The organism is Clostridium sp. 'White wine YQ' (assembly GCF_028728205.1).
In the GTDB taxonomy this organism is placed as follows: Bacteria; Bacillota; Clostridia; order Clostridiales; family Clostridiaceae; genus Clostridium_T.
Map to the genome: position 1 here is coordinate 1 of NZ_JAQYUU010000008.1, position 24,851 is coordinate 24,851.

The window sequence follows — 24,851 nt, forward strand, 5'->3', positions numbered from 1 at the left end:
AGTTTCCTATAGAAAACCCTATATTAAAATCCTTCAAATGTTCCTTTAACCAATATCTTTCCGTTTTCTTTCAATTTCTTACCTTTTGCAAACATTGTTACTATATTCAAATTTTCTTTATCAAGCAAGAGAATATCTGCATCTTTTCCACTTTCAATTCTACCTTTATGGCTAAGCTTCAACACCTGAGCCACATTAGATGTTACTACCTTTAGTGCCTTCTCTAAGGGTACTCCTTCTTTTAACACTGAATCCTTAAATTCTCTATATAAAGATGAAAGTGAACATATTCCAAGTCCTATCATTTCCCTTTTCTCATTAAACCTAGGCATACTTCCATTTCCATCAGAGGAGAATGTAATTTTATTCTCTGGTACTCCCGACTCTAGCATTCTCTTCAATCCACTACTTGCCTTAACTTCAGTATCTTCTAAGAAATTAGGATCTGATGCAGTGGTTAAATCTACATATCCACCTTTACTTGCATACTCAATTGCTTTTAAAAAGAGTTTCTCATTTCTATTTACATGTGTAGGTAATAGCTGTGTTGCTGGAATTTCTGAGCCTTCTACTAATCTAAATAAGTATTCCATCATTCTAGCTCCATCACCTAGATGCACATTTACTATTCCTGCTTTTCCTGAAAGCAATCCTCCTACTCTAGCTTCTGCTACCACATTTAAAAATTCTTCATATGTAGGTTGGGAGCTTCTATTATCTGAAAGTGCTATTTCTCCAACTCCTATTACCTTGTGTAAAAGCATAATATCACCTTTCACACTTTCAGTTAAGGTTCTAACAGGAATTTCATAAGAACCTGTATAACAATAGGTAGTTATTCCTTCTTCCTCTAATGCATAACATTTTGCAATTAATCCTCTCATATCTCTGCATATTCCATCGGTTCCTATACAACCTACTACTGTTGTAGTTCCAGATTTCACAAACTCACTTAATGGTATTTCTGGAGTTCTAGTTCTAAACCCACCTTCTCCTCCTGCACCCATTATATGAACATGAGAGTCTATAAATCCAGGGATAACTATCATATTTGTACCGTCAACCACATTAATATCTAAAAACTTATCTGGTATATCTATTTCATCATATATTCCTTCTATCTTATCATTTGTCAGCATAAGTATTTTTTTCCCTATATATTCAGGCGCATATATCTCTGCATTTTTTATAATAGTAATCATTCCACCACTTCCTAATTAAATATAATAAGACTGTGGGAACTTTATTAAAGGTTCTCCTACTCTCCTAGTATTCCTTTAATATTAGAATTGTAATACATTGAATTTTTATATGTACTTTTAATTACATTAGCATATTTTACACTCTCATCTTTATTTATGTCTTTATTTAATAGGGCCAATCTATAATTAACCTCTGCAGCATATTCGCCTTTCTCATTTTCTTTAAGATAGTCTTTATATGCACTAATAGCTTTATCAGCTTCCTTATTGCTTTCATAAGATGTAGCTATTAAATATGAAATATGTTCTCTAAGGTAGTTTCCTTCGCTTACTTCATAAGCTTTATTATACTCACTAATAGCATTTACATAATCTTTGTTCTTAAAAAAGCCATTAGCTTTATCATAAAAATATTTAATGCCCTCTTTATCTAATAAATCTTTGCTTTCTAAGTATAGTTTTCTTTGATTAGAATCTAGACTATCAATTTTTACATCACGAATAAATACAAGCATAGAATCATAATCTTTTTTATCTATGTATGGTTGTAATAAACTCCAATCTTTTGTAACTACTTCTTCTTTACTCTGGTTTTCTTTCTTTTCAGCAGTATCTTCTTTTGCTTCAATTACTGCATTGTTCTTTGGAGGTTCTTTTTTAGTAAATAGATTTTGAATTGGTGTTCTCAAAAACATTACCATAACTACTAATAAGCATATGGAACCTAAAACTGAAATTAGTTTTATAGGTAGGTGTTTTTTCGCTCCAGTAAATAGAGCGATTTCTTGTTCTATTTCCTTTATATATTTATTCTTTTTATCTTTTTCCTTTAGCCTCATTAAATAGAATTGTGCTTTTTCCCATTCTCCTAATTTAATGTAAGCTTTAGACCTAAGAACATTAACGTTAATAAAATTAAAATCAGTAGTGGCACATTCATCTAATAACTCAAGAGCCTCAACTATTTTAACATCATTATAAAGAGCAAGAGCTTTTCTATACATCTCTTCTTTACCTGAGTCCAACTCTAATCCGTGTAAATATTTTTTTGCAATCTCATCATTATTAAAATCCTTGCATATCCTCCAAGTTGCTTTAGCCCCTTGATAATCTCCCTGAATATATAATAAAAGCCCTTTCAAATTAATCAAAGATGAATTTGATAAGCCTAATGACATTCCTTTTTCACAAATATTTAGAGCTTTTTCCAATTCGCCATTTGAGTAATAATACATTGCCTTATTATGCAATTTATTTCCTTGGTTCTTCATATTGTATCCACCTTTTAATATAGTATAAAAAAATTATACCATAAATTCTGTTTGTAGCTATCTATTTATACCATCCTAACTAGCATTACTAAAAAAAGGGAAGTTCATTCAAGAACTTCCCCTAACTATTAAAACTTTCTATTCTAAGTATATTATCTACACTTTCTAATGCCTGTAGCTCTTTTATCTGTTCAAGTGCATTCATTAAATCACCTTCATTTGTATGATGTGTCACTATAACCAATGTTGCATTATCTTTTTCGCGGCCTCTTTGTATTATTGACTTCATACTTACGTCATGATTTCCAAATATTGTAGTTATTTCTCCTAACACACCTGGTTTATCAGTAACAGTGATTCTTAGATAATATCTACGATTTATTTTGGATATAGGCTTTATTTCCCTTTTCCATAAATTATTTTTAACTGCAGAATAATTTTCTAGGTTTCCTTCATTTCTAAGTATTGAAAGAATATCGCCTACCACAGCAGAACCAGTAGGTAAATCCCCTGCTCCTCTTCCATAAAGCATTAATTCTCCAACTGCATTTCCTTTCACAAATATAGCGTTAAAAGAATCATATACGTTGGCTAAAGGATGAGTCTTTGGAATCAATGTAGGATGAACTCTTAATTCTAATTCATTTCCCTCGTCCTTTGCTATAGCTAATAATTTAATAACAAAACCTAGTTCTCTTGCAAAATTAATATCTGTAGAATTAATCTTTGTTATACCTTCTCTATATACTTGGTCAAAATTTACTTTTGCTCCAAAAGCTAATGAAGATAATATTCCTAATTTATATGCAGCATCATATCCTTCAACATCCGAAGTTGGATCAGCTTCAGCATAACCTTTTTCTTGAGCTTCCTTTAGAGCTGTTTCAAAATCTAAATTATCTAGCTCCATTTTTGATAATATGTAATTTGTAGTACCATTTACAATTCCATATAATTGCTCTATTTTATTTGCTGCAAGACTTTCATTAACCCCTTGAATAATTGGAATACCACCTGCAACTGAAGCTTCATAATAGAACATCACTCCAAATCTATCTGCTGCTTCAAAAAGTTCATCCCCTTCTGTAGCTAATACCATTTTATTTGCAGTAACTACATGTTTCTTCTGTTTCATTGCTTCCAACATATATTCTTTTGCAGGATTCACTCCACCCATAAGTTCAACAATAATTTTTATTTCATCATTTTGAATTATATCTTCATAATTAGTAGTAAGAAGACTTTCTGGAATATCTACTCCTCTTGCTTTGTTTTTATCCCTAACTAATATTTTTGCTATTTCAACATCATAGCCTGAACGTTTTCTTATTTCTTCGCCATTCTCATTTATTATTTTCCATACTCCTCTACCAACGTTCCCTAAACCCAATAAGGCTATTTTAATTTTTTTCATTTAAAGCCCCCTCCTTATCATATTTAAATCCCCAATTATCTTGCTTCAATTTATCATATTCTTATTATATATTTATTAAGTTAAAAATTCTATAAAAATTTTATGTTTTTATTAACTATTAACTATTATTTCATTCAATTCCTTTATCATTCGTTAATTCAATTTAAAGTAAAAAAAAGAGAGGTGAATTTCACCTCTCAAAATGCATTTTGGTTTAGAGCGTTTTGTTATCTCTCTATATTCTATTGCTCCATTATTATCTTCTTAGCGTTAAGTATAGATGATGCACTCATTGAGAATTCATCTAATCCATATTCTACAAGTGTTGGTATAGCTGTTTCGTCTCCAGCCATTTCTCCACACATTCCAACCCATTTTCCATGCTTATGAGCTCCATCAATTGTCATCTTTATTAATCTTAATACTGCTGGATGCATTGGGTTATATAAATATGATACTTTTTCACTCATTCTATCAGCTGCTAAAGTATATTGAATCAAGTCGTTAGTTCCAATTGAGAAGAAGTCTACATGCTTAGCTAATTCATCTGCATACACAGCTGCTGCTGGTATTTCAACCATGATTCCCCATTGAATTTCTTCTGAGTACTCTTTTCCTTCTGCTCTTAATTCTGCTTTACATTCTTCAACTACTTCTTTAGCTTGATTAAATTCTTCAAGTCCAGAAATCATTGGGAACATTACAGCTAGCTTTCCGTGAATAGATGCTCTTAATAATGCTCTTAATTGAACCTTGAATAATTCTTTTCTATCTAAACAAAGTCTTATTGCTCTATATCCTAAGAATGGATTCATTTCTTGTGGTAATGGTAGATATGGTAGAGTTTTATCTCCTCCAATATCTAATGTTCTTATTACAACTTGCTTTCCTTCCATCTTTTGAAGAACATATCTGTATGAATCATATTGTTCATCTTCAGTTGGTGCACTATCTCTATCCATGTATAAGAACTCTGTTCTGAATAATCCAACACCGTCTCCACCATTAGCTAATACTTGGTTTACATCTTCTGGTTTACCGATATTTCCACATACTTCAACTCTCTTACCAGCCTTAGTAACGGTTTTAACATCTATTAATTTCTTTAATTCCTCTTGTTCTTTAATGAATGATTCTCTTTTTGCTTTATATTCATTAACAACTTCTTCTGATGGATTTATTATAACTTCACCTTTGATACCATCAACTATAACAAAATCTCCATTTTGTACTGTAGCTGTTATATTTCCTAATCCAACAACAGCAGGAATTTCTAATGTTCTCGCCATAATAGCTGAGTGAGAAGTTCTTCCACCAATGTTAGTTAAGAATGCAATAACCTTAGTTCTATCTAGTTGAGCTGTATCTGAAGGAGTTAAATCGTGAGCAATTACTATTGTATTTTCTTCAGTAATTGAGAATGCATCTCCGCCTTTACCAGCTAAGTTTAATATAATTCTCTTAGAAACGTCTTTAATGTCTGCTGCTCTTTCTCTCATATATTCATCATCCATAGATTCGAATATCATTACGAAAGTGTTTGTAACTCCCTCAACAGCTTTCATAGCGTTTATCTTAGTGTTTTCTATTTCCATTTCCATTTGACCAGTAAATTCTGGATCATCAAGAAGTGTGATATGAGCTTCAAAAACTTCTGCTTTTTCAGCACCCATCTCTTTAACTGCTTTTTCTTTTATTTTTTGTAATTGTCCTTTAGATGCTTCTAACGCATTATGTAGCTTTTGTTTTTCTTCAACTATATCATTCACCTTTTGGTCAGTTATTACTATCTCTTCATGTTCTTGAATAAATGCTTTTCCTATTGCGTAGCCTTTTGAAGCTGCAATTCCTTTTATCATTAATTGAATCCTCCTTATTTAAATAAGCCTAAACTTATAATTAGTTCTTAAACAAAATATTCAATATAATATAAAGCAAGAGTCATGCCAACTTGCTTATTTTAACTCAATCGGATATATTATATCACAAAAAATAAAAATATAGCAAATGAAAAGGTTTTTTTAAATGAATTTAATTTTAACATTTCCATACTATGTTAAAATGCCTAATCTTGTATTTACCTAATATTATTATATGCTGTATTTTCTATAATATTATTGATAAAATATATCAACTTATTTCTAAATCATTGATATATTCGGTATTTATGATACAATATAATTGTTGATACTTTTTATCAACCTTATTTTTTTTGATACTTTTTATCAAGGAGAGGATTTTATGTACACTAGAAACATAGCTATTCTAGATCCAAATGGACTTCATACAAGAGTTGCTGCAATGCTAGTAAATGAAGTAGATAAGTTACAATCGAAATATTCCGTTAATCTATATATTAAAAAACCTCAAAAGACTGACTGGTTAGCATTTTCTATGTTGGCCTTGCTTTCCCTTAGAGTTAGATGCAATGAAACTATAATAATTGGTTCTAAAAATGATGATGAAGCTTCAAAAAAAGCTATAGACATTTTATATTCATTTATAATGAGTAAGATCAATTTAGAATCTCAGTTAATGGAACAAATCGACGTTTTCATTGAGGAAAGTAAAATTGCTAATGAACAAATACTTGACTCCTTACCTATTGGGATTGTTGTCATTGATATAAATTCAAATATTACTTACATTAATGATTATGCTCTAAAGATATTTGGAATTGAACATTCTAGTGCCATTGGTAAACCTATTGAAGACTCAGTTGAAAATACTAAACTTCCTTCAGTTATTGCCTCTCCACAAAAGCAATTTGGACAAATTCAACATATAAATGGAAGAATAATAACTGTAAATAGAAGTCCAATTATAAGTAAATCTAAACTTATAGGAGCCTGTGGAGTTTTTCAAGATGTATCAGATATTGTTGGTATGAAGGAATTAAACGAAAAATTTCTTAAAATAATGGAAATTTCCCATGATCTAATCTGCTTCGTTGATGAAAATGGAATAATAACCTACATTAATCCTGCTTACATCAATCATTTAGGCAGTATATCCGAGAACATAGGAAAAAGTATATTTGAAGTTTCTCCAAAAGGGTTAAGAGTTAAGGCTTTTGAAAAAAAAGAGCGTATTGAAAATATAGTTAGAACAAAAAATGGTGTAGATATAATCTCAACTATAACTCCACTATTTATAGATGGTGACTTTAAAGGAATTCTTTCAACTTCAAAAGTTGTTTCTGAGATAAAGGAGCTCGCAAGTAAACTTGAAAGATCTCAAGAACAAGTGGAATATTATAGAGAAGAATTAAAGAAACACACTTTAAGTTCTAATGGTTTTTCACAAATTATTGGAATAAGTTCTTCCCTTAAGGAAGTTATTTATGTATCTAAAAAAGCTGCTGAAAGTACGTCAACAGTGCTAGTAAGAGGAGAAAGTGGAACTGGTAAAGAATTAATCGCAAATGCCATTCATCATAATTCTACCAGAAAAGATAAACCTTTTATTAAAGTTAATTGTGCTGCTATCCCAGAGAATCTTTTAGAAAGTGAACTTTTCGGTTATGAAAAAGGTGCATTTACTGGTGCAACAAAATCAAAGCCAGGAAAATTTTCAATCGCTGATGGAGGTACTATATTTTTAGATGAAATTGGTGATATGCCGTTATCAATGCAGGTAAAACTATTAAGAGTATTGCAGGAAAGAGAAATAGAGAGTTTAGGAGGTATAACTCCTCAAAAAATAGATGTTAGGGTTATTACTGCTACTAATAGAAACTTAGAAGAAATGATACAAAGTGGAACTTTTAGAGAAGATTTATACTATAGATTAAATGTTTTATCTGTACAACTTCCTCCTCTAAGGGATAGAAAAGAAGATATTCCTGCTTTAGTTGAGTATTTTATTCTGAAAATCAATGACAAACTCTCTAAAAATATAAAAGGAATTGATAAGACAGCTTTGTCAGAGCTAATAAATTACTCCTGGCCAGGTAATATTAGAGAACTAGAAAATATAATTGAAAGAGCAATAAATCTTTGTGAAGATGAATTTATTTCTTCAAAGGATTTACCTTATCATTTTAGGGTAACATCATCAAAAAAAGCTTCTATCCTTCCGCTAGATGATGAGATACTTCCTTTTGAAGAATATGAAAAAATAATTATTCAAAAGGCTATGGAGAAATACGGAAGCTATAATAAGGCTGGTAAAGCTTTAGGACTTACCCATAGAACTATATCACTGAAGTGTAAAAAATATGGAATAGAATAATATTTGACCTAAGAAGAAGCAATATTCTTTTATTAACTTTTTCTTAGGTCCTTATATTTTATATTTATTTTTCACTTAAGCTTATATCATCTACTATTCTTTCTGCAAGTTTTCTATACATATTACTCATATTTATAAATGAGCTTAATAGTAACATTTTACTTATATACTCATCTTCTTTTGGGTCAACATCCCCAGCTGATTTATCAACAGCACTTATAAAATTATTCACATCCTCGTTATATCTTTCTAAGTATTCTGTGTATAATTTTCTTAGAGGGAATTCTTCTCCTTCACTTAAGGATTTAACAATTGGATTCATAATTTTTTTAATATCATTTATTGATAGACTTCCTTTAAATTGATAAATTAATGATAAGAGAATTAAATGTTCCTTTGAATATTTTTTGTTTTTTATGGGCATTATTAATTTATCCTTAGCATAGTTGTTTATCATAGTTTTCGTTAAAACCTTCTCTTCTTCATTTCGAAGAGTTTCTATATATTTAGCTTCAAATAGTTGTATAACTTGATCCATATATAAATCTATTTCTGGTATTTCATCTAAGTTTATTGCATTTTCTAATGATAGCTTATCTATTAAGCTTTTAATATTTTCAACTTTCATGTACTCACCTTCTATCGTATAGTTATAATTACTATGTATTAAACTATATATATCATAAATTAAATTTGAAATCTACAATTTATGTAAAATAAAAACTAAAAAAAGTAAATTTTTTATAATTTCCACTTGACACATGACCACAATGCTATCATAATGTAATTAATACATCACGTAGTTTTAAAAACTACTTATCAGAACAAGGAGGCTTCACAATGGAAAAGTACTTTAGAGAACCAATCAACGGATTTACTCATCTTTTTGGTGCCGTGGCATCACTTATAGGATTAATATTCATGCTTATAAAAGTTTCTATTAATGGTGCTTCGGCTTTATCTATTACAGCAATCGCTATTTTTGGTGCTAGCATGATTCTATTATACTCAGCTTCAGCAACATATCATATGGTAAAAGCTTCTGACAAGGTTATTAGTTTTTTAAGGAAATTAGATCACTCTATGATATTTGTACTTATTGCAGGTTCTTATACTCCTTTTTGTCTTATAGCTTTAAATGGAGTTCAAGGTTGGGTGCTTTTTTCAATAATAATGTCTATAGCAGTTATTGGAATAATATTTAAAATGATTTGGTTTAATTGTCCTAGATGGTTATCCACTCTAATTTATATTCTTATGGGCTGGATAGCAGTCTTTGCAATAGTTCCACTTTATTCTGCTATCTCATTAAATGGTGTTCTATTACTTGTCTTAGGCGGTGTTCTCTATACCGTTGGAGGTTTAATATATGCAATAAAACCTAAGATACTTACATTTAAATACTTAGGTTTTCATGAAATATTCCACATATTCATTTTATTAGGTACATTAGCTCACTTCTTTTGTATTTTTAAATATGTAATTTAATATACTTATTTATAAAGGAGATTCTTATAATTATTAAGATTCTCCTAAATTTATGTCTTTTTTCTTATTAAACATTAGTAGCGCTTGAAATAATATTACCCATACTATTAAAGTTGATATGCAAGTATACTTAAATAGAATTATAGAAACTAAATATTGCAACACAATAATAAAAATTCCTACTCTTCTATTTCTATTAATTAGTTCAATCTTTGTTAACATCATTTTAGGATTAACTATAGGTGCTTGATTCCATATGCAAAATATTGATACTCCTCCAAGTAGAACCACTGAAGTAAAATTCAATCTAATATTATTTTCCAAATAAATTATACTTCCTATAGTGACCAGAGTAGATATAAAGCATTTTACTTGATTATCTTCATGGTATCCGCCTATAAAAGGCTTACTTAAAGACATTAACCCAATCGCTAATAACCCCTGTACCGGGTAACCAATAGTACAAAATACAATTATAGTTCCAATAAACTTTGCAACTTCAAATATAATAACTCGCAAAGCATACTCAACTTCCTGCTCTTGCTCCTCATTATATTCATTTGATTTTGCAATTATTTTAGAGAATGCTTTTATAAATCTTCTCAATATTCTCCCTCCAAAAACTTATTCAACATCTTTTGTAAGGTATTTTAATTGAAAATTCTGTCCAACTCTTAGTACTTCTTAGAGCTAATTCTCCTCCTGCTTTATTAATAACATCTCTGACAATACTTAAGCCATATCCTCGCTCTCCATCTATATCACTCTTCGTACTAAATCCAGCTTTAAATATCTTTTCCCTATTTTCTTTAGGAATTTCAGGACCATTATTTTCTATGTTTACTATAATTCCATCGTAACTATTATAGCTGTTATACTTTATCGTTGCATTTTGTATATTTACAAGAACATCAATAGCATTGTTTACAATGTTTGATAATAACTTTAAAAGTTCACTGTCTGATATAGTTAAATTATCATATTCTGCATTATCAAAGGCAACTATATTTATACCTTTTGAAAGTGCATTATTTAATATCGATGTGACCATAGGGTTAGCTTGTACATTAAGATTTATTACTGAAGATGTATTTTGATATCTTTCTACTATTCCTTTTAATAATTCTCCCATTCTATCATATCTTCCAAGCTGATATAATCCATATAGACTGCTTATTTCACTGCCATAATCGTGCTTAATCTTTTTAAGTTCTATAATTTTATCATTTAACTCTGTATTTAGAAGTTCAACTTCCCTTGTATTACTATTGATTTTAGCAAAATAAATTAAGGAAAAAATAAATGCAATTAACGATATAAAATATAATAGAAACTTAAAAGTGATTCCCATACTTTCTACTGTCCACTCAATGCGAAGAGTATCAATAAAAATAAAAGCATAGTCTATAAGTAAAATAACTATTATGGAAATCTTATAAGCTTTTAATGAGATTACAACTTCAAATAAATTCTTTCTATATTTATAAATAAATATATAAGAAATAAATGCTGGTATATATATAAATATAATTGTTTCAATATCCTGTGGTATTCCAAGATTTAATTTTGTAAAGAAGTGTTGATAAAAGGTAATTAAAAAATATGATAACGTTGTGATTATGGCATAGGCTAACCCAAATCCCCAAAATGCATCACTTACCTTTTTTCTATAGAATATGACTATTAACGCTAAAACTAAAGTTACCATAATAAAATTTGCTAGCGGAATATTCATTGGAACATATGTAAATATATTAATGATTGCAAATATTAAAGCTACAAGCAAACAGGATTTATTTCTTGTATTCTTATTTTCTTTTTCAGCAATATTATTAGATATCCACACAAAAAGAATTGATTGGCAGAAACTATTAAATATATCAAAAACTTTATACAACATTTTGAATTCCCCCAGTATATTGTTAGGGGCTGAAAAGCCCCCTTTTTTTTATCTTTTGTCTTTCATTGATTCAGGCATTTCTTCTACTGCCATACTACTCATTGATGCTGGTCCAAATACTACGATAAGAGCTGCTACTGCAAGGCAAGCTTTTCCAATACCTTTTAGAAATTTTTCCATACAAATCACCTCTTATAAATTTATGTAACTTTATCCACTCTTATTATACAATATTTTTCAAAAAAATCTAAATATTTTCTTCGATATATAAATTTTGACTTTTTCCTCCAAAAAAAAATAGAATCAACTAGAAAAATGTCATATTTTATCTCCTAATTGATTCTATTTTTTTAATTTTTATTATAACTCTCCACTCTATAGATCATCTACCAAAGTTCCTGCTTTTGCATATGCCGTTGACTTCGCTTCAAAAAAGTCTGTTTTTACTTTATTTGCGTCCGCATAGAAATCTACCCATTCGGCTGGATTTTCATTATATCCATCATATAATGGTTTAAATCCTAATGCTGTAACTCTTAAATTTCCTAGATATTTTATATAATCTTCTATTAAACTCTTATTTAACCCAGAAATATTGTCTCCAATTACATAATGGCCCCAAGCTATTTCATTTTCGACTCCTGCTCTTACCATGTCTCTTAGTTCTTCGACCATCTCATCATTAAATAATTGAGGCTCCTCCTTCTGAAGTTCTCTAATTATGCTTCTAAATAGCCATAAATGAGTGTTTTCATCTCTATTTATATATCTTATTTCTTGAGCTGATCCTGGCATTTTACCATTTCTCTCTAAGTTATAAAAGAACATAAATCCAGAGTAAAAATATACTCCCTCCAAAACATAGTTAGCCATTATTGTCTTTAAAAAATTATAATGTGTTGGATTTTCAACAAAATTATTGTATAAATCCCCTATAAATTTATTTCTTTCTAATAATATTTTATCATCTTTCCATTGATATAATATTTCATTTCTTTTCTCTGGAGAGCAGATAGAATCTAGCATATATGAATAACTTTGTGAATGCACAGCCTCTTGAAATGCCTGTATAGTTAAGCATAGATTAACTTCAGATGCTGTAATATAATTATTTATATTTCCTAAATTTGCTGTTTGTATTGAATCCAGAAATATTAAAAATGAAAGAATTTTATCATAAGCAGTTCTTTCTTCAGGTTTTAATTTTTGATAGTCCTTAAGATCTTGTGCAAGATTAATTTCCTCTGGAATCCAAAAATTATTCATCGCCTGTCTGTACCAATCTGATGCCCAATTATATTTCATATTATTAAAATCATTTAAATTAGTTGTATTACCATTTATCATTTTCTTTTTTGATACTTCTGTATCGCCATTTTCATTAAACAACGGCTTTTTTGTTATTAACTTATTCATAATTTCCTCCTAAGCTGAACAGCTTTCACAATCTTCAACTGTTAATGATTTAGAACGTACATAATAAATACTTTTAACTCCGCTTTTGCAGGCTTCTATATAAAGATTCATAATTTGCCTCATAGTATAATTAGTGGTTATATATAAATTAAAAGACTGTCCTTGATCTATATGTCTTTGTCTTACTCCATTCATTTTAACACTCCATGCCTGATCTATATTATATGCAGAAATATAGTACCAATAATTATCCATAGATAAATTAGGGGCTGTTTTAGGGGTTATGCTTCCTTTCTTCTCCTCAAGCCAGAATCTAGACATTACTGGATCTACACCTTCAGATGTACCAGCAATAGTTGCTGTTGAACCATTTGGTGCAACAGATATCAAATATCCATTTCTCATTCCATTATGCTTAACTTCTTCTTTAAGTTCATTCCATCTTTGTGAAGTATACTCTCTTAGCTTAAAATAATCTCCATTATCCCAATCCGAACCTTCAAAATATGGATAAGAACCTTTCTCTTTTGATATTTTCACACTTGCTTTGATTGCATAATAATTGATATTTTCATATACCTTATCTGCAAAATCTCCATGATCATCTGATGTCCACCCTATTTTATTATTTGCAAGCATATGATGATATCCTGAGGTTCCAAGACCTATTGCTCTGTATCTTTTATTTGTTACTTCTGCAAAAGGAACTGAATAATAATTTAAATCAATAACATTGTCCATGGCTCTTATTTGAGTTTCGACAACATACTCAAGTTCTTTTTCATTTAATACATCAATGTTTCCTAAAACTAATGAGGATAAGTTGCATACTACAAAATCTCCTGATTTAGTTTTTTCAACAATTATTTTATCTCCATTTTCATCGACAATTTCCTCTTGAAGTATTTCCATTGCACTCATGTTTTGCATTATTTCTGTGCATAAGTTAGATGAATATATGATTCCTTTGTGCTTATTAGGATTCATTTCATTTACTGTATCTCTGAAAAATGCGAAAGGAGTTCCTGTTTCAGCTGCACTTTTAATAATAAGCCTAATAATATCCTTAACACTCATTACCCTTTTCTCTATTCTCTCATCTTCTACACATTCATAATATCTTTTTTCCCATTCTTCACCATAGAAATCTTCTAGTGAATAACCTTTTGCACTTCTTATCTCATGGGGACACATCATATACCAGTTAGCATCTATATCCTCTTCTGCAAGCTTCCAAAATAGATTTGGATAGCATAACCCTGGGAATACATCATGAGCCTTCTTTCTATCATCTCCATTATTAGTCTTTATCTGTAAGAATTCTGGAATATCTTTATGCCATGCATCTAACCAAACTGCAACACTTCCATTTCTAACTCCAAGCTGATCTACAGCAATAGCTGTGTCATTAAATAGTTTTACCCAAGGTATAACACCACCAGAGGCTCCTTTAAAACCTCTAATTGGTGATCCTAAGGATCTTATCTTCCCAATGTATATCCCCATTCCGCCACCAAATTTTGAGACTTTTGCAAAGTTATCTAATGATTTATATATTCCCTTTAAAGAATCATCCACGGTATCTATAAAGCATGAACTTAATTGATAAAACGGTTTTCTTGCATTAGACATAGTAGGTGTCGCCATAGTTGCCTTCAATGAACTTAAAACATCATAAATTCTTTTAGCCCAATACAATCTATTTTCCTTCTTTTCTGGAATTGCTAAATGCATAGCTATTCCCATAAACATCTGTTGTGGTAATTCTAAGGTTTTTCTATTGAAATCTTGTATTAGGTATCTTTTGGCAAGTAAGCTTATCCCTCCATATGTAAATATAAGGTCTCTTTCTGGCTTCAATTCTTTCTCTAAGATTTCAATTTCCTCTTTTGTATAATTCTCTAAGATATACTTTCCATATAATCCTTCATTAGTAAGCAACTCTATAAATTCATATAGGTTTTTATATGGATCTTCTGTTTCTCCTAATGATCTGTTTTCTTTGATTTCATCGTACAACATATATGTAAACAACCTTGCAGCACCTTTTTCCCATTTTGGCTCTTCTGCTGAGGTTAATTCTAAAAGCACTTGCATAGTTGCTTTAATCCTTTGTTTATCATCCATTTTAGGAGTAATTATCCTCCCTAATGCTTTTGACAGTCTTTCCTCATTATAAACTTCTTTTTCACCACTTATGGCTTCTAATGCTATTTTTGTTAAGTTTAATAAATCCTCCATGATATCCCCTCCACTAGATATTGTATACCAATGTTTCCGCCCTTAGTATTTCATACAATATATTGTCTATATAATTATAGTTGCTTAATTTTAAATTGTAAATTTTGATAACATATATTTAAGTCAAATAAACCACATTATCTCTTATTATCTTTTGTTTTCCATATAATTTCTTATCAATATTGTTTCTCCCTTAAAACACAATCTTTATTAATATACATTCTCCAAGGAGTCCTGTCAATTGAAACTTCTCTTAAAAATATAAGGATGGACTAGTTAAACTAGTCCATCCTTATATAAATTTATTTTTTCAACATAACATAGACTTTAAACATATCACCTTCAACTTCTAGCCTTAAATCTCCATTATGTATTTCTAGAATATTCTTAACTATAGCCAAGCCTAGACCCGAACCTTCAATATCTGATGTTCTAGAAGAGTCTGCTCTTACAAACCTCTCCATCATCCTCTCAGGTTTAAAGTTCATTTCATAGGAAGATATATTTTTAAAACTAATGGTTACCCAACTTCCATCATCAAAGATATCAATATATATTCTTGTATCTTCCAAAGAGTACTTTAGGGCATTGGTAATTATATTATCAAAAACTCTTACCATTTTATCTGGGTCCACATCCATAACAATACTTTCATTATAAGTTACAACTTTTGTAGTAAGTCCTCTTTCTTTTAACTTCTCTTGATATTCTCCTAATATCATGTGTATTAGTTGAACAATATCAACTTTAGCCTTATTTAACTTAATCTTACCAGAAGATAATTTAGACATTTCAAACAAATCATCTATTAATATTTTTAATCGTTGAGACTTCGCACCAAGTATCTTTAAATATTCATCTTTCTCTTCTTTTGTTATATCTTCTCGACCTAGTATGTTTACATAATTAATAATTGACGTTAATGGGGTTTTTAAATCGTGAGAAACATTTGAAATTAATTCTGTTTTCAATCTCTCATTTTTCACTCTCTCTTCAGCTACTTGTCTATATCCCTCCTGCATATGCTTTATACCTTGTACAATCTCATGAATTTCACTTTTACTTTTATATTTTAATTCAGCATCCATATTGCCCTTATCATACTCTCTTACCATATCTAACAATTCATATATAAATACATAATTTCTTAAAATACTAAATATTAAATATGTTGATAATATTAAAATACAAACTAAATTAACAAGAGATAATGTTGTGTTTATAATTTGCATATCCAGATTTAAGTGTAATAGACTTCCAAGATAAATCATTATTCTTTGAATATCTTTCCCCCAAAAGGGCATCACAATAAATTTAATTACGATTAATCCACTTATCAAAATTAAAACTTTATTATTTAGATTTTTTATTACCCTTTTTGGCACTTCCTTTAAATAGTAAGCACATTCTCCAAGTTTACTATTTCTTATTTCATTGATTACTTGAATATAACCCTTTGTCTTAAATAAGAACTCATACTTAATTAATATTACTATTATTAAGGATAAATTTAAAATGAAGGCCAAGAAGAGAATTCTATTTTTAACAATAGAGTTATCATAAGCAGAGCCTCTAACAAAATAGTATTCATTTATGCCTCTCATATTTTTCTTTTTTTCTGGTGTTACTGAAAAGTTTTGACTTTTTGTTATTTCATTAAAATCTTTATCATTATCAATTTTATAATAAACTATTCCTTCCTTATCAGCTAACTCTTCAAATAGTTCATCTGCATCAGCACCTCCAACTATTTGATCTGAAACCCATCCTCTGTTAGTTATATAATAAGGAATCCCTTTATCATCTTTTAAGTCTTTATCTATATATATATATCCTATATAGTAACTATCATCAATTGTGTCCTGATTATATTTTCTCGCATCTACTAGCGCTTGATTTCCTTGATTTAAAATATTATATTGCCCTTGTATATTTGATATAAGCTGCAAACTATCATTCACTAATCTTCTTTCTTTATATTTTTCACTATTTATTATAGTATCATAGGTAAATATTCCTCTTGAGGCCTCCATAATAAAAGTAGTTATTATATTAAAGGTAAGTATTATCATAGTGGAGCAAATAACAACATCAATAATTGAAAACTTACACTTCCACTTATAATATTTATTTTTCAATCTTATACCCAATACCCCACACCACCTTCAAGTATTCAGGTTCCTTTGGATTTATTTCTATTTTTTCTCTAATTCTTCTTACATGAACTGTAACAGTATTTTCACTATTATAGAAAGGCTCGTCCCATACTCTTTCATAAATTTCTTGGATTGAGAAAATTCTACCTGGGTTAGAAACCAAAAGTAACAGTATTTTATATTCTGTTGCAGTTACTTTTATTTCTTTTCCCCTTACAGATATAGTTTTCCTTTCCTTATCTATTACTAAGTCTCTTATTGATACAATTTCCCCTTGCACTTCTCTCTCTCTATTTTTCGCCATTATAGGGTTATCATATCTCCTCAATTGAGATTTAACTCTAGCTACTAGTTCTAAATGATTAAATGGCTTAGTAACATAGTCATCAGCTCCTAAATTGAGTCCTAAGACCTTATCTGAATCTTCTCCTTTTGCTGATAACATTATAATAGGGACATTACTTGTCTCTCTAATCTTCATGCATGTTCTAATTCCATCTAATTTAGGCATCATTATATCTAATATAATCAGATGTGGTTTCTCATTTTCAAAAATCTCCAGGGCATCTTCTCCGTCTTTTGCCTTTAAAACTTTAAAATTTTCTCCCCTTAGATATATCTCAATTGCTTCTCTTATTTCTCTTTCATCGTCAGCAACTAATATTTTATAAATTTCCATAATTCTCACCCCATCTTCCATTTTAATAAATATGTCATAAGAAGTTTATATAAATTTATTAAAATTTTCTTAAAATTTTACATTTATTTATAAATTTATTATATCAGATAATTGTGTTTTACTTTAATTATTGTTGTTAAATTCCATTATTGATTTATAATATATATGAAATCTATTACTTAAGAGGAGAAAGTCATGGAATTTATTAGAGACAAAAAAAACTTATGCTTAGATATTTTATTGATTTTTATAGGATGCTTAATTGCATCTCTAGGTGTCAATATTTTCTTAGCTAATGCTAAACTTTTAAGTGGAGGTGCAACTGGTTTAGCCCTAATAATACAATACTTTACTGGTTTTAAGGCTGGTTATTCTGTTTTCCTTCTAAATCTGCCACTATTTGTGATTAGTTACTTTAAATTAAGCAAACAATTTACTCTTTATTCTGCTATAGGAATGATTTCTTTAACTATTTCTCTATTGTTAACTGAAAGAATTCATTTACATATTAATATTGATGATTTACTCGTTTATTGTATATATGGTGGAGCATTATGTGGAATAGGATATAGTATAGTTTTTCTTAGAAATGGTTCAACTGGAGGAACTGACATAATTACAATGCTCATTAGAAAGAAATATTCAAACTTTGATATTGGAACTGTTGGTTTTTCTATCAATGTTTTAATAGTTATTCTAGGCGCTATATTTTTCGGATTACCAAGAGCTTTATACACTCTTATATCTATATATCTGCAAAATATTATCTTAGATAAAGTATTAAAAGGATTCGGAACCAAAAAACTTTTAATGATTCTTACTGAAAAAGAAGAGGATGTCATTAAATTTATTATGACTAACCTGCATAGAGGCGTTACATCTTTAAATGCTGAAGGCGAATATACTCATCACAAAAAGAAAATGATATATTGCATAGTTACTCTTCCCCAATTGGTATATTTAAAATCACAAATTACTTCCATTGATCCTAAGTCATTTATAACCATAATTGATGTTTCTGAAGTAAGAGGAAGAGGCTTTAAAAATTTATAAAAATATATGTAAGAAAAGACCACATTTATGGAGGCTTATTAAGTTCATAAAGTGGTCTTTATTTTTTATTTACTATTTAATGTACTTAGATATTCCTTTTGTCCAATCTCGTATAAGTTATTTCCGTTAGCATCTATAACAACTACTAGTGGCATATCCTTAACTGTTAGCTTTCTAATAGCCTCTGCTCCCAAATCCTCATATGCGATTAATTCTGATGTCTTAATACATTTAGCAGTAAGCGCAGCTGCACCGCCAATTGCCCCAAAATAAATAGCTTTATTCTTTATCATAGACTGGATAACATCTGCATCCCTTGCCCCCTTACCAATCATTCCTCTCAAACCTAGGTCTAAAAGCTTAGGAGCATACGAATCCATTCTATAGCTTGTAGTTGGTCCTGCAGACCCTATCACTTGTCCTGGCTTAGGTGGAGTTGGTCCTACATAGTATATAACTTGGTCCCTTAATTCAATTGGTAGCTCCTTACCCTCTTCTATGAGTTCAACTAATCTCTTATGTGCAGCATCTCTAGCTGTATATATATCTCCTGATAATAAAACAATATCCCCTGCATTAAGAGTCATAGCTTTTTCCTCAGTTAATGGTGCATTAATCTTAATTTCCATACATATCACTCCTATAATATAACTTCTGCGTGTCTTGTAGCGTGACAGCTTATATTAACAGCAACTGGCAATCCTGCAATATGAGTTGGAAACACCTCGATATTTACTCCTAACGCAGTTGTCTTACCTCCAAATCCCTGTGGACCTATACCTAATTCATTTATTTTCTTAAGCATTTCCTCTTCTAATTCTCTATAGAATTCATCTTCATTTCTTTGTTCAATACTCCTAAGTAATGCCCTTTTAGAAATTTCTGCAGCTTTTTCAAATGTTCCTCCTATTCCAACACCTACTATTATAGGAGGACATGGATTGGGTCCAGCAAGTCTTACTGTTTCAATAATAAAATCCTTAACCCCTTGAACACCATCAGAAGGTTTTAGCATTTTGATTCTACTCATATTCTCTGACCCAAAACCTTTTGGAGCAATAATTATTTTAATTTTATCCCCTGGAACTATTTCTAAATGTATTACTGCTGGAGTATTATCTCCTGTATTCACTCTATTTATAGGGTCTTTTACAACTGACTTTCTTAAATATCCCTCTTCATAGCCTTTTCTTACTCCTTCATTTATGGCATCATAAAAGTTTCCACCAATTACATGCACGTCTTGTCCAAGTTCAACAAATATTACAGCCATACCAGTATCTTGGCACATAGGCATGTTTTCTTTTTCCGCTATATCTGAATTAAGTATTATCTTTTCTAGCATTTCTTTTGCAATTGGAAAAGTTTCTTCTTCTTTTGACTTATTTAATCTATTTCTTATATCTTTACTAAGATAATGATTAGAATCTATACATATTTTCTTAACAGCGTTAACTATTTCTATTACATCTATTTCTCTCATTCCTATACCTCCTGATAAAATTCCCTTAAAATAAAATACATTATGGAATATTCCCATTCTTTCTTAATTATAATTTAATAAGCAATTTCTTGAAAGGATTAATTATGAATAATAATCATAATAAAATAATTTCGGCCTTTGGCTACATATTCATATTATTATTTTTAGCTTTTTTGTTTTATAAATATTATGCAGCAATATTTATTAATGGAGAAAATAATAGGTCTAATCCACCAAATAATTCTATAAATGTTTCTCCTATCACTGGAGAAGTAGTTCAAAATGTGACTACTAATGCCCCATTATTACAAGTAACTTATGAATTTAATGATATCTCAAAGCTTTATAAAATTACGTCTGCTGATATAGTAATAGAAGAATTTCCTTCTGACTCTGGCTCTTTAATTTATAAAGGTATATTTTACAATAAAAATATATCGTTAAATGAATCTATTAGTACTATTTCCTCTATTTCTACGAGTTCTTTACCAACAATTAAGTTTTTAGACCCGCTTGAACTAGATAAAAATCTCTTTTCCAATAAAATTGACACAATTTTTATTTCTTATACGCCAGAATTAAATACTAGTTTTATTTATAAAAATGGTGAGTATTTTCATTATTCTACAAATGTTCAAGACGTTAATAGATTTTCAAATACTCCTATTACCTTTAAAAATGTTCTTGTAGAATTTGGGGAAAAATCCGAAGACACTCACGATGGAATGTTATTTTCTGGCGGAAAACTTCAGAAGCTAAAGATATCTGGAACAAAAATCACCATGATAAATAGCTCTAAAGAACTACCATTTTCCTTGTTAAGAGGTAATACCATTTGGGTTAAATGTCCAAATTCCTCTAAAATAATAACTGCAGATTCACATATTGAAAGTTAAAAAGACCTATTTCAACATAGGTCTTTATATTTCCCAGGAAATTTGTATTTCTATTGTTTATAATATTCATTAATTCCATCTTTTAAAGCATCTGAAATCTTCTCTTGATATTTTTCATCTTTTAACAGTTCTTCTTCTTTTGAATTCGATAAAAATCCACACTCTACTAAAACATTAGGTCCAGGATAATTATCTCTTAAAATTCTATATTGCTCTTTAGCATCCTTTGGAACTCTATTATTATTTTTATCAAGAGTATTTTTTAGTGATTCTTGTAGTATAAGTGCTAATTTTTTACTTTCCTCATTTGAAGCATGCCATACTTGTGCACCGCTAACTCCACTCTTTGGAAACATGTTTTGATGAATACTTATGAATATGTCACAATTTGTTTCTTTCTTCATTGCACATCTTTTCTTTAAATCTTCTACTTTCTTCTTACCTTTTGTTTCTTCACTATATAACCCCTTATCATCTTCTCTAGTTAAGAAAACTTTATATCCCTCTTTCTCTAATCTCTCTTTAAGCTTAATACTTATATTCAAATTGATATTCTTTTCACTTGTTCCGTTTTTTGATTTTGCTCCTCCGTCAATTCCCCCATGTCCTGGGTCAATTAAAATCACAGTTTCATTTTTCTTCTTAGCATCCACTTTTTCTAGGTTAATATTAGTAAAAAATATGCTTATGATTATTAAGAATGTAGATATTATTCTTTTCATCTTTTAACCTCCAAACTATAATTTAAGCTTATTTTTCTCTTTTTTAATTAACTATATTCTCTGAAAAATATAGAAAAAAAGAGAGTCTTTCGACTCTCTTCGTATGTTGAAAATATTATCTCTTTGAGAATTGTGGAGCTCTTCTTGCTTTCTTAAGACCGTATTTCTTTCTTTCCTTCATTCTTGGGTCTCTTGTTAAGAAGCCAGCTTTCTTTAATTCTGGTTTAAGTGCTTCATCAGCTTTTAATAAAGCTCTTGATATACCGTGTCTTATAGCTCCTGCTTGACCTGTAAGTCCACCACCATGTACATTTACTAAAACGTCAAATCTTTCTTTAGTTCCAGTTAAAACTAGTGGTTGGTTAACTACAACTCTTAAAGTTTCTAAACCAAAATAGTTTTCTATTTCTCTCTTATTTATTATAACTTTACCTTCACCAGGTACAAGTCTAACTCTTGCAACAGATTTCTTTCTTCTTCCAGTTCCTAAATATTGAACTTTTGCCATTTTTTATTCCTCCTCCCGAGCCTGTATTAGTACTTTAATTCTAGTACTTCTGGTTTTTGAGCTGCATTATCATGTTCTGCACCTCTGTAAACCTTAAGTTTCTTTAACATTTGTCTTCCTAATACTCCCTTTGGAAGCATTCTTCTTACTGCTTCTTCGAAAGCAAATTCAGGTTTTTTATCTAAAACTTCTCTGTAAGGAGTTTCTTTTAATCCACCTGGATATAAACTGTGCTTTCTCATAAACTTTTGATCTAATTTCTTTCCTGTTAAAACTACCTTTTCTGCATTGATAATTATAACAAAATCTCCACAATCAACATTTGGTGTGAATGTTGGCTTGTTTTTTCCTCTTAATATAGTAGCAACTTGGCTAGCAACTCTTCCTAGTGGCTTTCCAGCTGCATCAACTACATACCATTTTCTTTCAACCTCTTGTGGTTTAGCGATGTATGATTTCATCATTTTCCCTCCCTGAACACTTTTTAAGTTTCTATTTCCATCTTTATGTCAAGATCCGGGGCTTCTGGATCTTATCCACAAACTATCTTAACAACAAATATCATTATAATACACGCTTACGGGCGTGTCAACAAATTTACAACTTTTATTTGAAATTTTTAATAAAAAACTTTTTCAAGTGATAGTCCCATTGCTGGCATACACTTTCCTGCTTTATTTCTATCACCTTCATCGATTATGTCCTTTATATATTCTGGTTTTATTTTTTCTTCTCCAACTTGAAGAAGGGTTCCTACTATTATTCTAACCATATTATATAAAAAACCATCACCAGAAACATATATTTTTATTTCATCATAGTTTTTTTCTATTTTAATATCCCAGATAGTCCGTACAGTCGTCTTTACAGAACTTCCTGATGTTTTAAATGCTTTAAAATCATGGGTACCTACAAAAAACTTACATGCTTTCTGCATCTTTTCAACATTTAATTTCTCTTTAACTATGCAAGAATAATTTCTTCCTATTGCCTTAGGTGTTCTTCTATTTATAATTGTATAACAATAAGTTTTCCCTTTAGCTTGATATCTTGGGTGAAAATCTTCTAGGACTTCCTCAGATTCTAAAATAACTATATCCTCAGGCAGCTTTTGGTTTATAGCTTCCCTAAATTTTTCGCTTGGGATTTTACTATTTGTTTTAAAAGATGCAACAAATCCCTTAGCATGAACCCCTGAATCAGTTCTGCTACACCCAATTAACTCCACTTCTTCATTAACAAGCTTTTTAATAGCCTCTTCTATTGTTCCACATACAGTTCTTCCGCTTTTTTGTTTTTGCCATCCATAGAAGTCTGTACCATCATACTCAATTAAAAGCTTTATATTTCTCATATAATGTCACCTAAAACTTGAATCTTACATAAAAACTAAAGGCTATTAATATAGCTATTATAAAGAATGCTACAGCATCTCTACTTTCATATTTTAATTGCTTCATTCTTGTTCTTCCATTCCCACCTCTATAGCATCTAGCTTCCATTGCATTTGCAAGTTCATCAGCTCTTCTAAATGAGCTAATAAATAATGGTACCAATAATGGAATTAAACTTTTAGCCTTTGCAAATATATTTCCTCCATCAAAATCAGCACCCCTTGCCTTTTGTGCTTTCATTATTTTGTCTGTCTCATCTATAAGAGTAGGAATAAATCTTAACGCAATTGTCATCATCATAGCTATTTCATGAGAGCTAATCCCCACTACCTTTAATGGTTTCAATAATCTCTCTAATGCGTCTGTTAACTCAATAGGTGATGTAGTTAATGTTAGTATAGATGTACCTATAATTAGGGATATGAGCCTTAAGGTCATAAATACTGCCACTTGTATTCCCTCTTCATATATATTCAAGAACTTCCATCCCCATATTAAAGTGTCTGATGTACCTTTTATCATAAATACATTAAGAAGCGCCGTAATAACTATTAATGTTATAACTGGTCTAAGCCCTTTAAAATAAAAACTTGGTGATATCTTTGAATTAACAATAGCTGCTGCAATAAATGCAACTATTAGAATATATCCTACAAATTTATTTATTATAAATAATGATGCAATAAATAATACAGATATTAATATTTTAGTTCTAGGATCAAGTTTATGTATGAATGAGTCCCCTGGTACATATTGTCCTATAGTTATATCTTTAATCATATTCTACTCGCTCCT

At 29.9% G+C, this 24,851-nt stretch carries 23 protein-coding genes; 4 read left to right on the top strand and 19 right to left on the bottom strand.

Going from position 1 to position 24,851, the window contains the following annotated elements; all coding sequences use genetic code 11:
* Window positions 1–23 precede the first annotated feature (23 nt).
* The 4 genes from iadA to ptsP all read right to left on the bottom strand — a co-directional run bounded on the left by iadA (window position 24) and on the right by ptsP (window position 5,746).
* On the bottom strand, window positions 24–1,202 hold the full coding sequence (iadA, locus tag PTZ02_RS16990; protein ID WP_274228975.1) for a beta-aspartyl-peptidase: 1,179 nt from the start codon (window positions 1,200–1,202) through the stop codon (window positions 24–26).
* A 56-nt stretch (window positions 1,203–1,258) separates the two neighbouring features.
* Window positions 1,259–2,473, bottom strand: coding sequence for a hypothetical protein (locus tag PTZ02_RS16995; RefSeq protein WP_274228976.1), 1,215 nt, complete (start codon window positions 2,471–2,473; stop codon window positions 1,259–1,261).
* A 121-nt stretch (window positions 2,474–2,594) separates the two neighbouring features.
* Window positions 2,595–3,887 carry a homoserine dehydrogenase gene (locus tag PTZ02_RS17000; RefSeq protein WP_274228977.1) on the bottom strand — a complete coding sequence of 431 codons (1,293 nt, stop codon included), beginning with the start codon at window positions 3,885–3,887 and terminating at the stop codon, window positions 2,595–2,597.
* A 242-nt stretch (window positions 3,888–4,129) separates the two neighbouring features.
* The gene (gene ptsP / locus PTZ02_RS17005; protein WP_274228978.1) at window positions 4,130–5,746 is read right to left on the bottom strand and encodes a phosphoenolpyruvate--protein phosphotransferase; all 1,617 of its coding nucleotides are present in this window, start codon (window positions 5,744–5,746) and stop codon (window positions 4,130–4,132) included.
* Window positions 5,747–6,128: 382 nt separating this feature from the next.
* Here ptsP and PTZ02_RS17010 point away from each other — a divergent pair, with 382 nt between their 5' ends.
* Window positions 6,129–8,120, top strand: coding sequence for a sigma 54-interacting transcriptional regulator (locus PTZ02_RS17010; protein ID WP_274228979.1), 1,992 nt, complete (start codon window positions 6,129–6,131; stop codon window positions 8,118–8,120).
* Between the two features lie 64 nt (window positions 8,121–8,184).
* On the opposite strand, the gene PTZ02_RS17015 is transcribed toward PTZ02_RS17010, so the two are convergent.
* Window positions 8,185–8,748, bottom strand: a complete 564-nt coding sequence (locus PTZ02_RS17015; protein ID WP_274228980.1) for a DUF1836 domain-containing protein — start codon at window positions 8,746–8,748, stop codon at window positions 8,185–8,187.
* A gap of 212 nt (window positions 8,749–8,960) precedes the next feature.
* Here PTZ02_RS17015 and trhA point away from each other — a divergent pair, with 212 nt between their 5' ends.
* A complete protein-coding gene (gene trhA / locus PTZ02_RS17020; RefSeq protein ID WP_274228981.1) occupies window positions 8,961–9,608 on the top strand; it encodes a PAQR family membrane homeostasis protein TrhA in 648 nt (215 codons plus the stop codon).
* A 33-nt stretch (window positions 9,609–9,641) separates the two neighbouring features.
* Here the strand turns inward: trhA and PTZ02_RS17025 are convergent, their stop codons facing one another.
* From PTZ02_RS17025 to PTZ02_RS17055, 7 genes are all read right to left on the bottom strand, one after another.
* Window positions 9,642–10,214, bottom strand: coding sequence for an accessory gene regulator B family protein (locus PTZ02_RS17025; RefSeq protein WP_274228982.1), 573 nt, complete (start codon window positions 10,212–10,214; stop codon window positions 9,642–9,644).
* Between the two features lie 22 nt (window positions 10,215–10,236).
* The gene (locus PTZ02_RS17030; RefSeq protein WP_274228983.1) at window positions 10,237–11,508 is read right to left on the bottom strand and encodes a sensor histidine kinase; all 1,272 of its coding nucleotides are present in this window, start codon (window positions 11,506–11,508) and stop codon (window positions 10,237–10,239) included.
* Between the two features lie 48 nt (window positions 11,509–11,556).
* Window positions 11,557–11,688: a hypothetical protein gene (locus tag PTZ02_RS17035; protein WP_274228984.1), complete on the bottom strand. Its 132-nt coding sequence runs from the start codon at window positions 11,686–11,688 to the stop codon at window positions 11,557–11,559.
* A gap of 195 nt (window positions 11,689–11,883) precedes the next feature.
* Entirely contained in the window at window positions 11,884–12,924 is a 1,041-nt protein-coding gene (locus tag PTZ02_RS17040) for a ribonucleotide-diphosphate reductase subunit beta (protein WP_274228985.1), read from the bottom strand.
* Between the two features lie 9 nt (window positions 12,925–12,933).
* Entirely contained in the window at window positions 12,934–15,165 is a 2,232-nt protein-coding gene (locus PTZ02_RS17045) for a ribonucleoside-diphosphate reductase subunit alpha (protein WP_274228986.1), read from the bottom strand.
* 302 nt (window positions 15,166–15,467) lie between these two features.
* Window positions 15,468–17,315 carry a sensor histidine kinase gene (locus tag PTZ02_RS17050; RefSeq protein WP_274228987.1) on the bottom strand — a complete coding sequence of 616 codons (1,848 nt, stop codon included), beginning with the start codon at window positions 17,313–17,315 and terminating at the stop codon, window positions 15,468–15,470.
* Entirely contained in the window at window positions 17,293–17,994 is a 702-nt protein-coding gene (locus PTZ02_RS17055) for a response regulator transcription factor (RefSeq protein WP_274229010.1), read from the bottom strand. The genes PTZ02_RS17050 and PTZ02_RS17055 overlap by 23 nt, the downstream gene beginning before the upstream one ends.
* Before the next feature lie 201 nt (window positions 17,995–18,195).
* On the opposite strand from PTZ02_RS17055, the gene PTZ02_RS17060 reads away from it, so the two are divergent.
* Window positions 18,196–19,053 (top strand): YitT family protein, encoded by an 858-nt coding sequence (locus tag PTZ02_RS17060; RefSeq protein ID WP_274228988.1) that lies wholly within the window; start codon window positions 18,196–18,198, stop codon window positions 19,051–19,053.
* Between the two features lie 65 nt (window positions 19,054–19,118).
* On the opposite strand, the gene PTZ02_RS17065 is transcribed toward PTZ02_RS17060, so the two are convergent.
* Together PTZ02_RS17065 and PTZ02_RS17070 are read right to left on the bottom strand one after the other, a co-directional pair.
* The gene (locus tag PTZ02_RS17065; protein WP_274228989.1) at window positions 19,119–19,682 is read right to left on the bottom strand and encodes a Fe-S-containing hydro-lyase; all 564 of its coding nucleotides are present in this window, start codon (window positions 19,680–19,682) and stop codon (window positions 19,119–19,121) included.
* 11 nt (window positions 19,683–19,693) lie between these two features.
* On the bottom strand, window positions 19,694–20,536 hold the full coding sequence (locus PTZ02_RS17070; RefSeq protein ID WP_274228990.1) for a fumarate hydratase: 843 nt from the start codon (window positions 20,534–20,536) through the stop codon (window positions 19,694–19,696).
* A 104-nt stretch (window positions 20,537–20,640) separates the two neighbouring features.
* On the opposite strand from PTZ02_RS17070, the gene PTZ02_RS17075 reads away from it, so the two are divergent.
* Entirely contained in the window at window positions 20,641–21,432 is a 792-nt protein-coding gene (locus PTZ02_RS17075) for a hypothetical protein (protein ID WP_274228991.1), read from the top strand.
* 50 nt (window positions 21,433–21,482) lie between these two features.
* On the opposite strand, the gene cwlD is transcribed toward PTZ02_RS17075, so the two are convergent.
* The 5 genes from cwlD to PTZ02_RS17100 form a co-directional block, all read right to left on the bottom strand.
* Window positions 21,483–22,154 carry an N-acetylmuramoyl-L-alanine amidase CwlD gene (gene cwlD, locus PTZ02_RS17080; RefSeq protein ID WP_274228992.1) on the bottom strand — a complete coding sequence of 224 codons (672 nt, stop codon included), beginning with the start codon at window positions 22,152–22,154 and terminating at the stop codon, window positions 21,483–21,485.
* A gap of 115 nt (window positions 22,155–22,269) precedes the next feature.
* Window positions 22,270–22,662, bottom strand: coding sequence for a 30S ribosomal protein S9 (rpsI, locus tag PTZ02_RS17085; protein WP_274228993.1), 393 nt, complete (start codon window positions 22,660–22,662; stop codon window positions 22,270–22,272).
* Window positions 22,663–22,688: 26 nt separating this feature from the next.
* Window positions 22,689–23,123: a 50S ribosomal protein L13 gene (rplM, locus tag PTZ02_RS17090; protein WP_202769343.1), complete on the bottom strand. Its 435-nt coding sequence runs from the start codon at window positions 23,121–23,123 to the stop codon at window positions 22,689–22,691.
* Window positions 23,124–23,281: 158 nt separating this feature from the next.
* Complete coding sequence (truA, locus tag PTZ02_RS17095) at window positions 23,282–24,016, bottom strand: tRNA pseudouridine(38-40) synthase TruA (RefSeq protein ID WP_274228994.1); 735 nt, start codon at window positions 24,014–24,016, stop codon at window positions 23,282–23,284.
* Between the two features lie 10 nt (window positions 24,017–24,026).
* The gene (locus PTZ02_RS17100; RefSeq protein ID WP_274228995.1) at window positions 24,027–24,836 is read right to left on the bottom strand and encodes an energy-coupling factor transporter transmembrane component T family protein; all 810 of its coding nucleotides are present in this window, start codon (window positions 24,834–24,836) and stop codon (window positions 24,027–24,029) included.
* Between the last annotated feature and the right edge of the window lie 15 nt (window positions 24,837–24,851).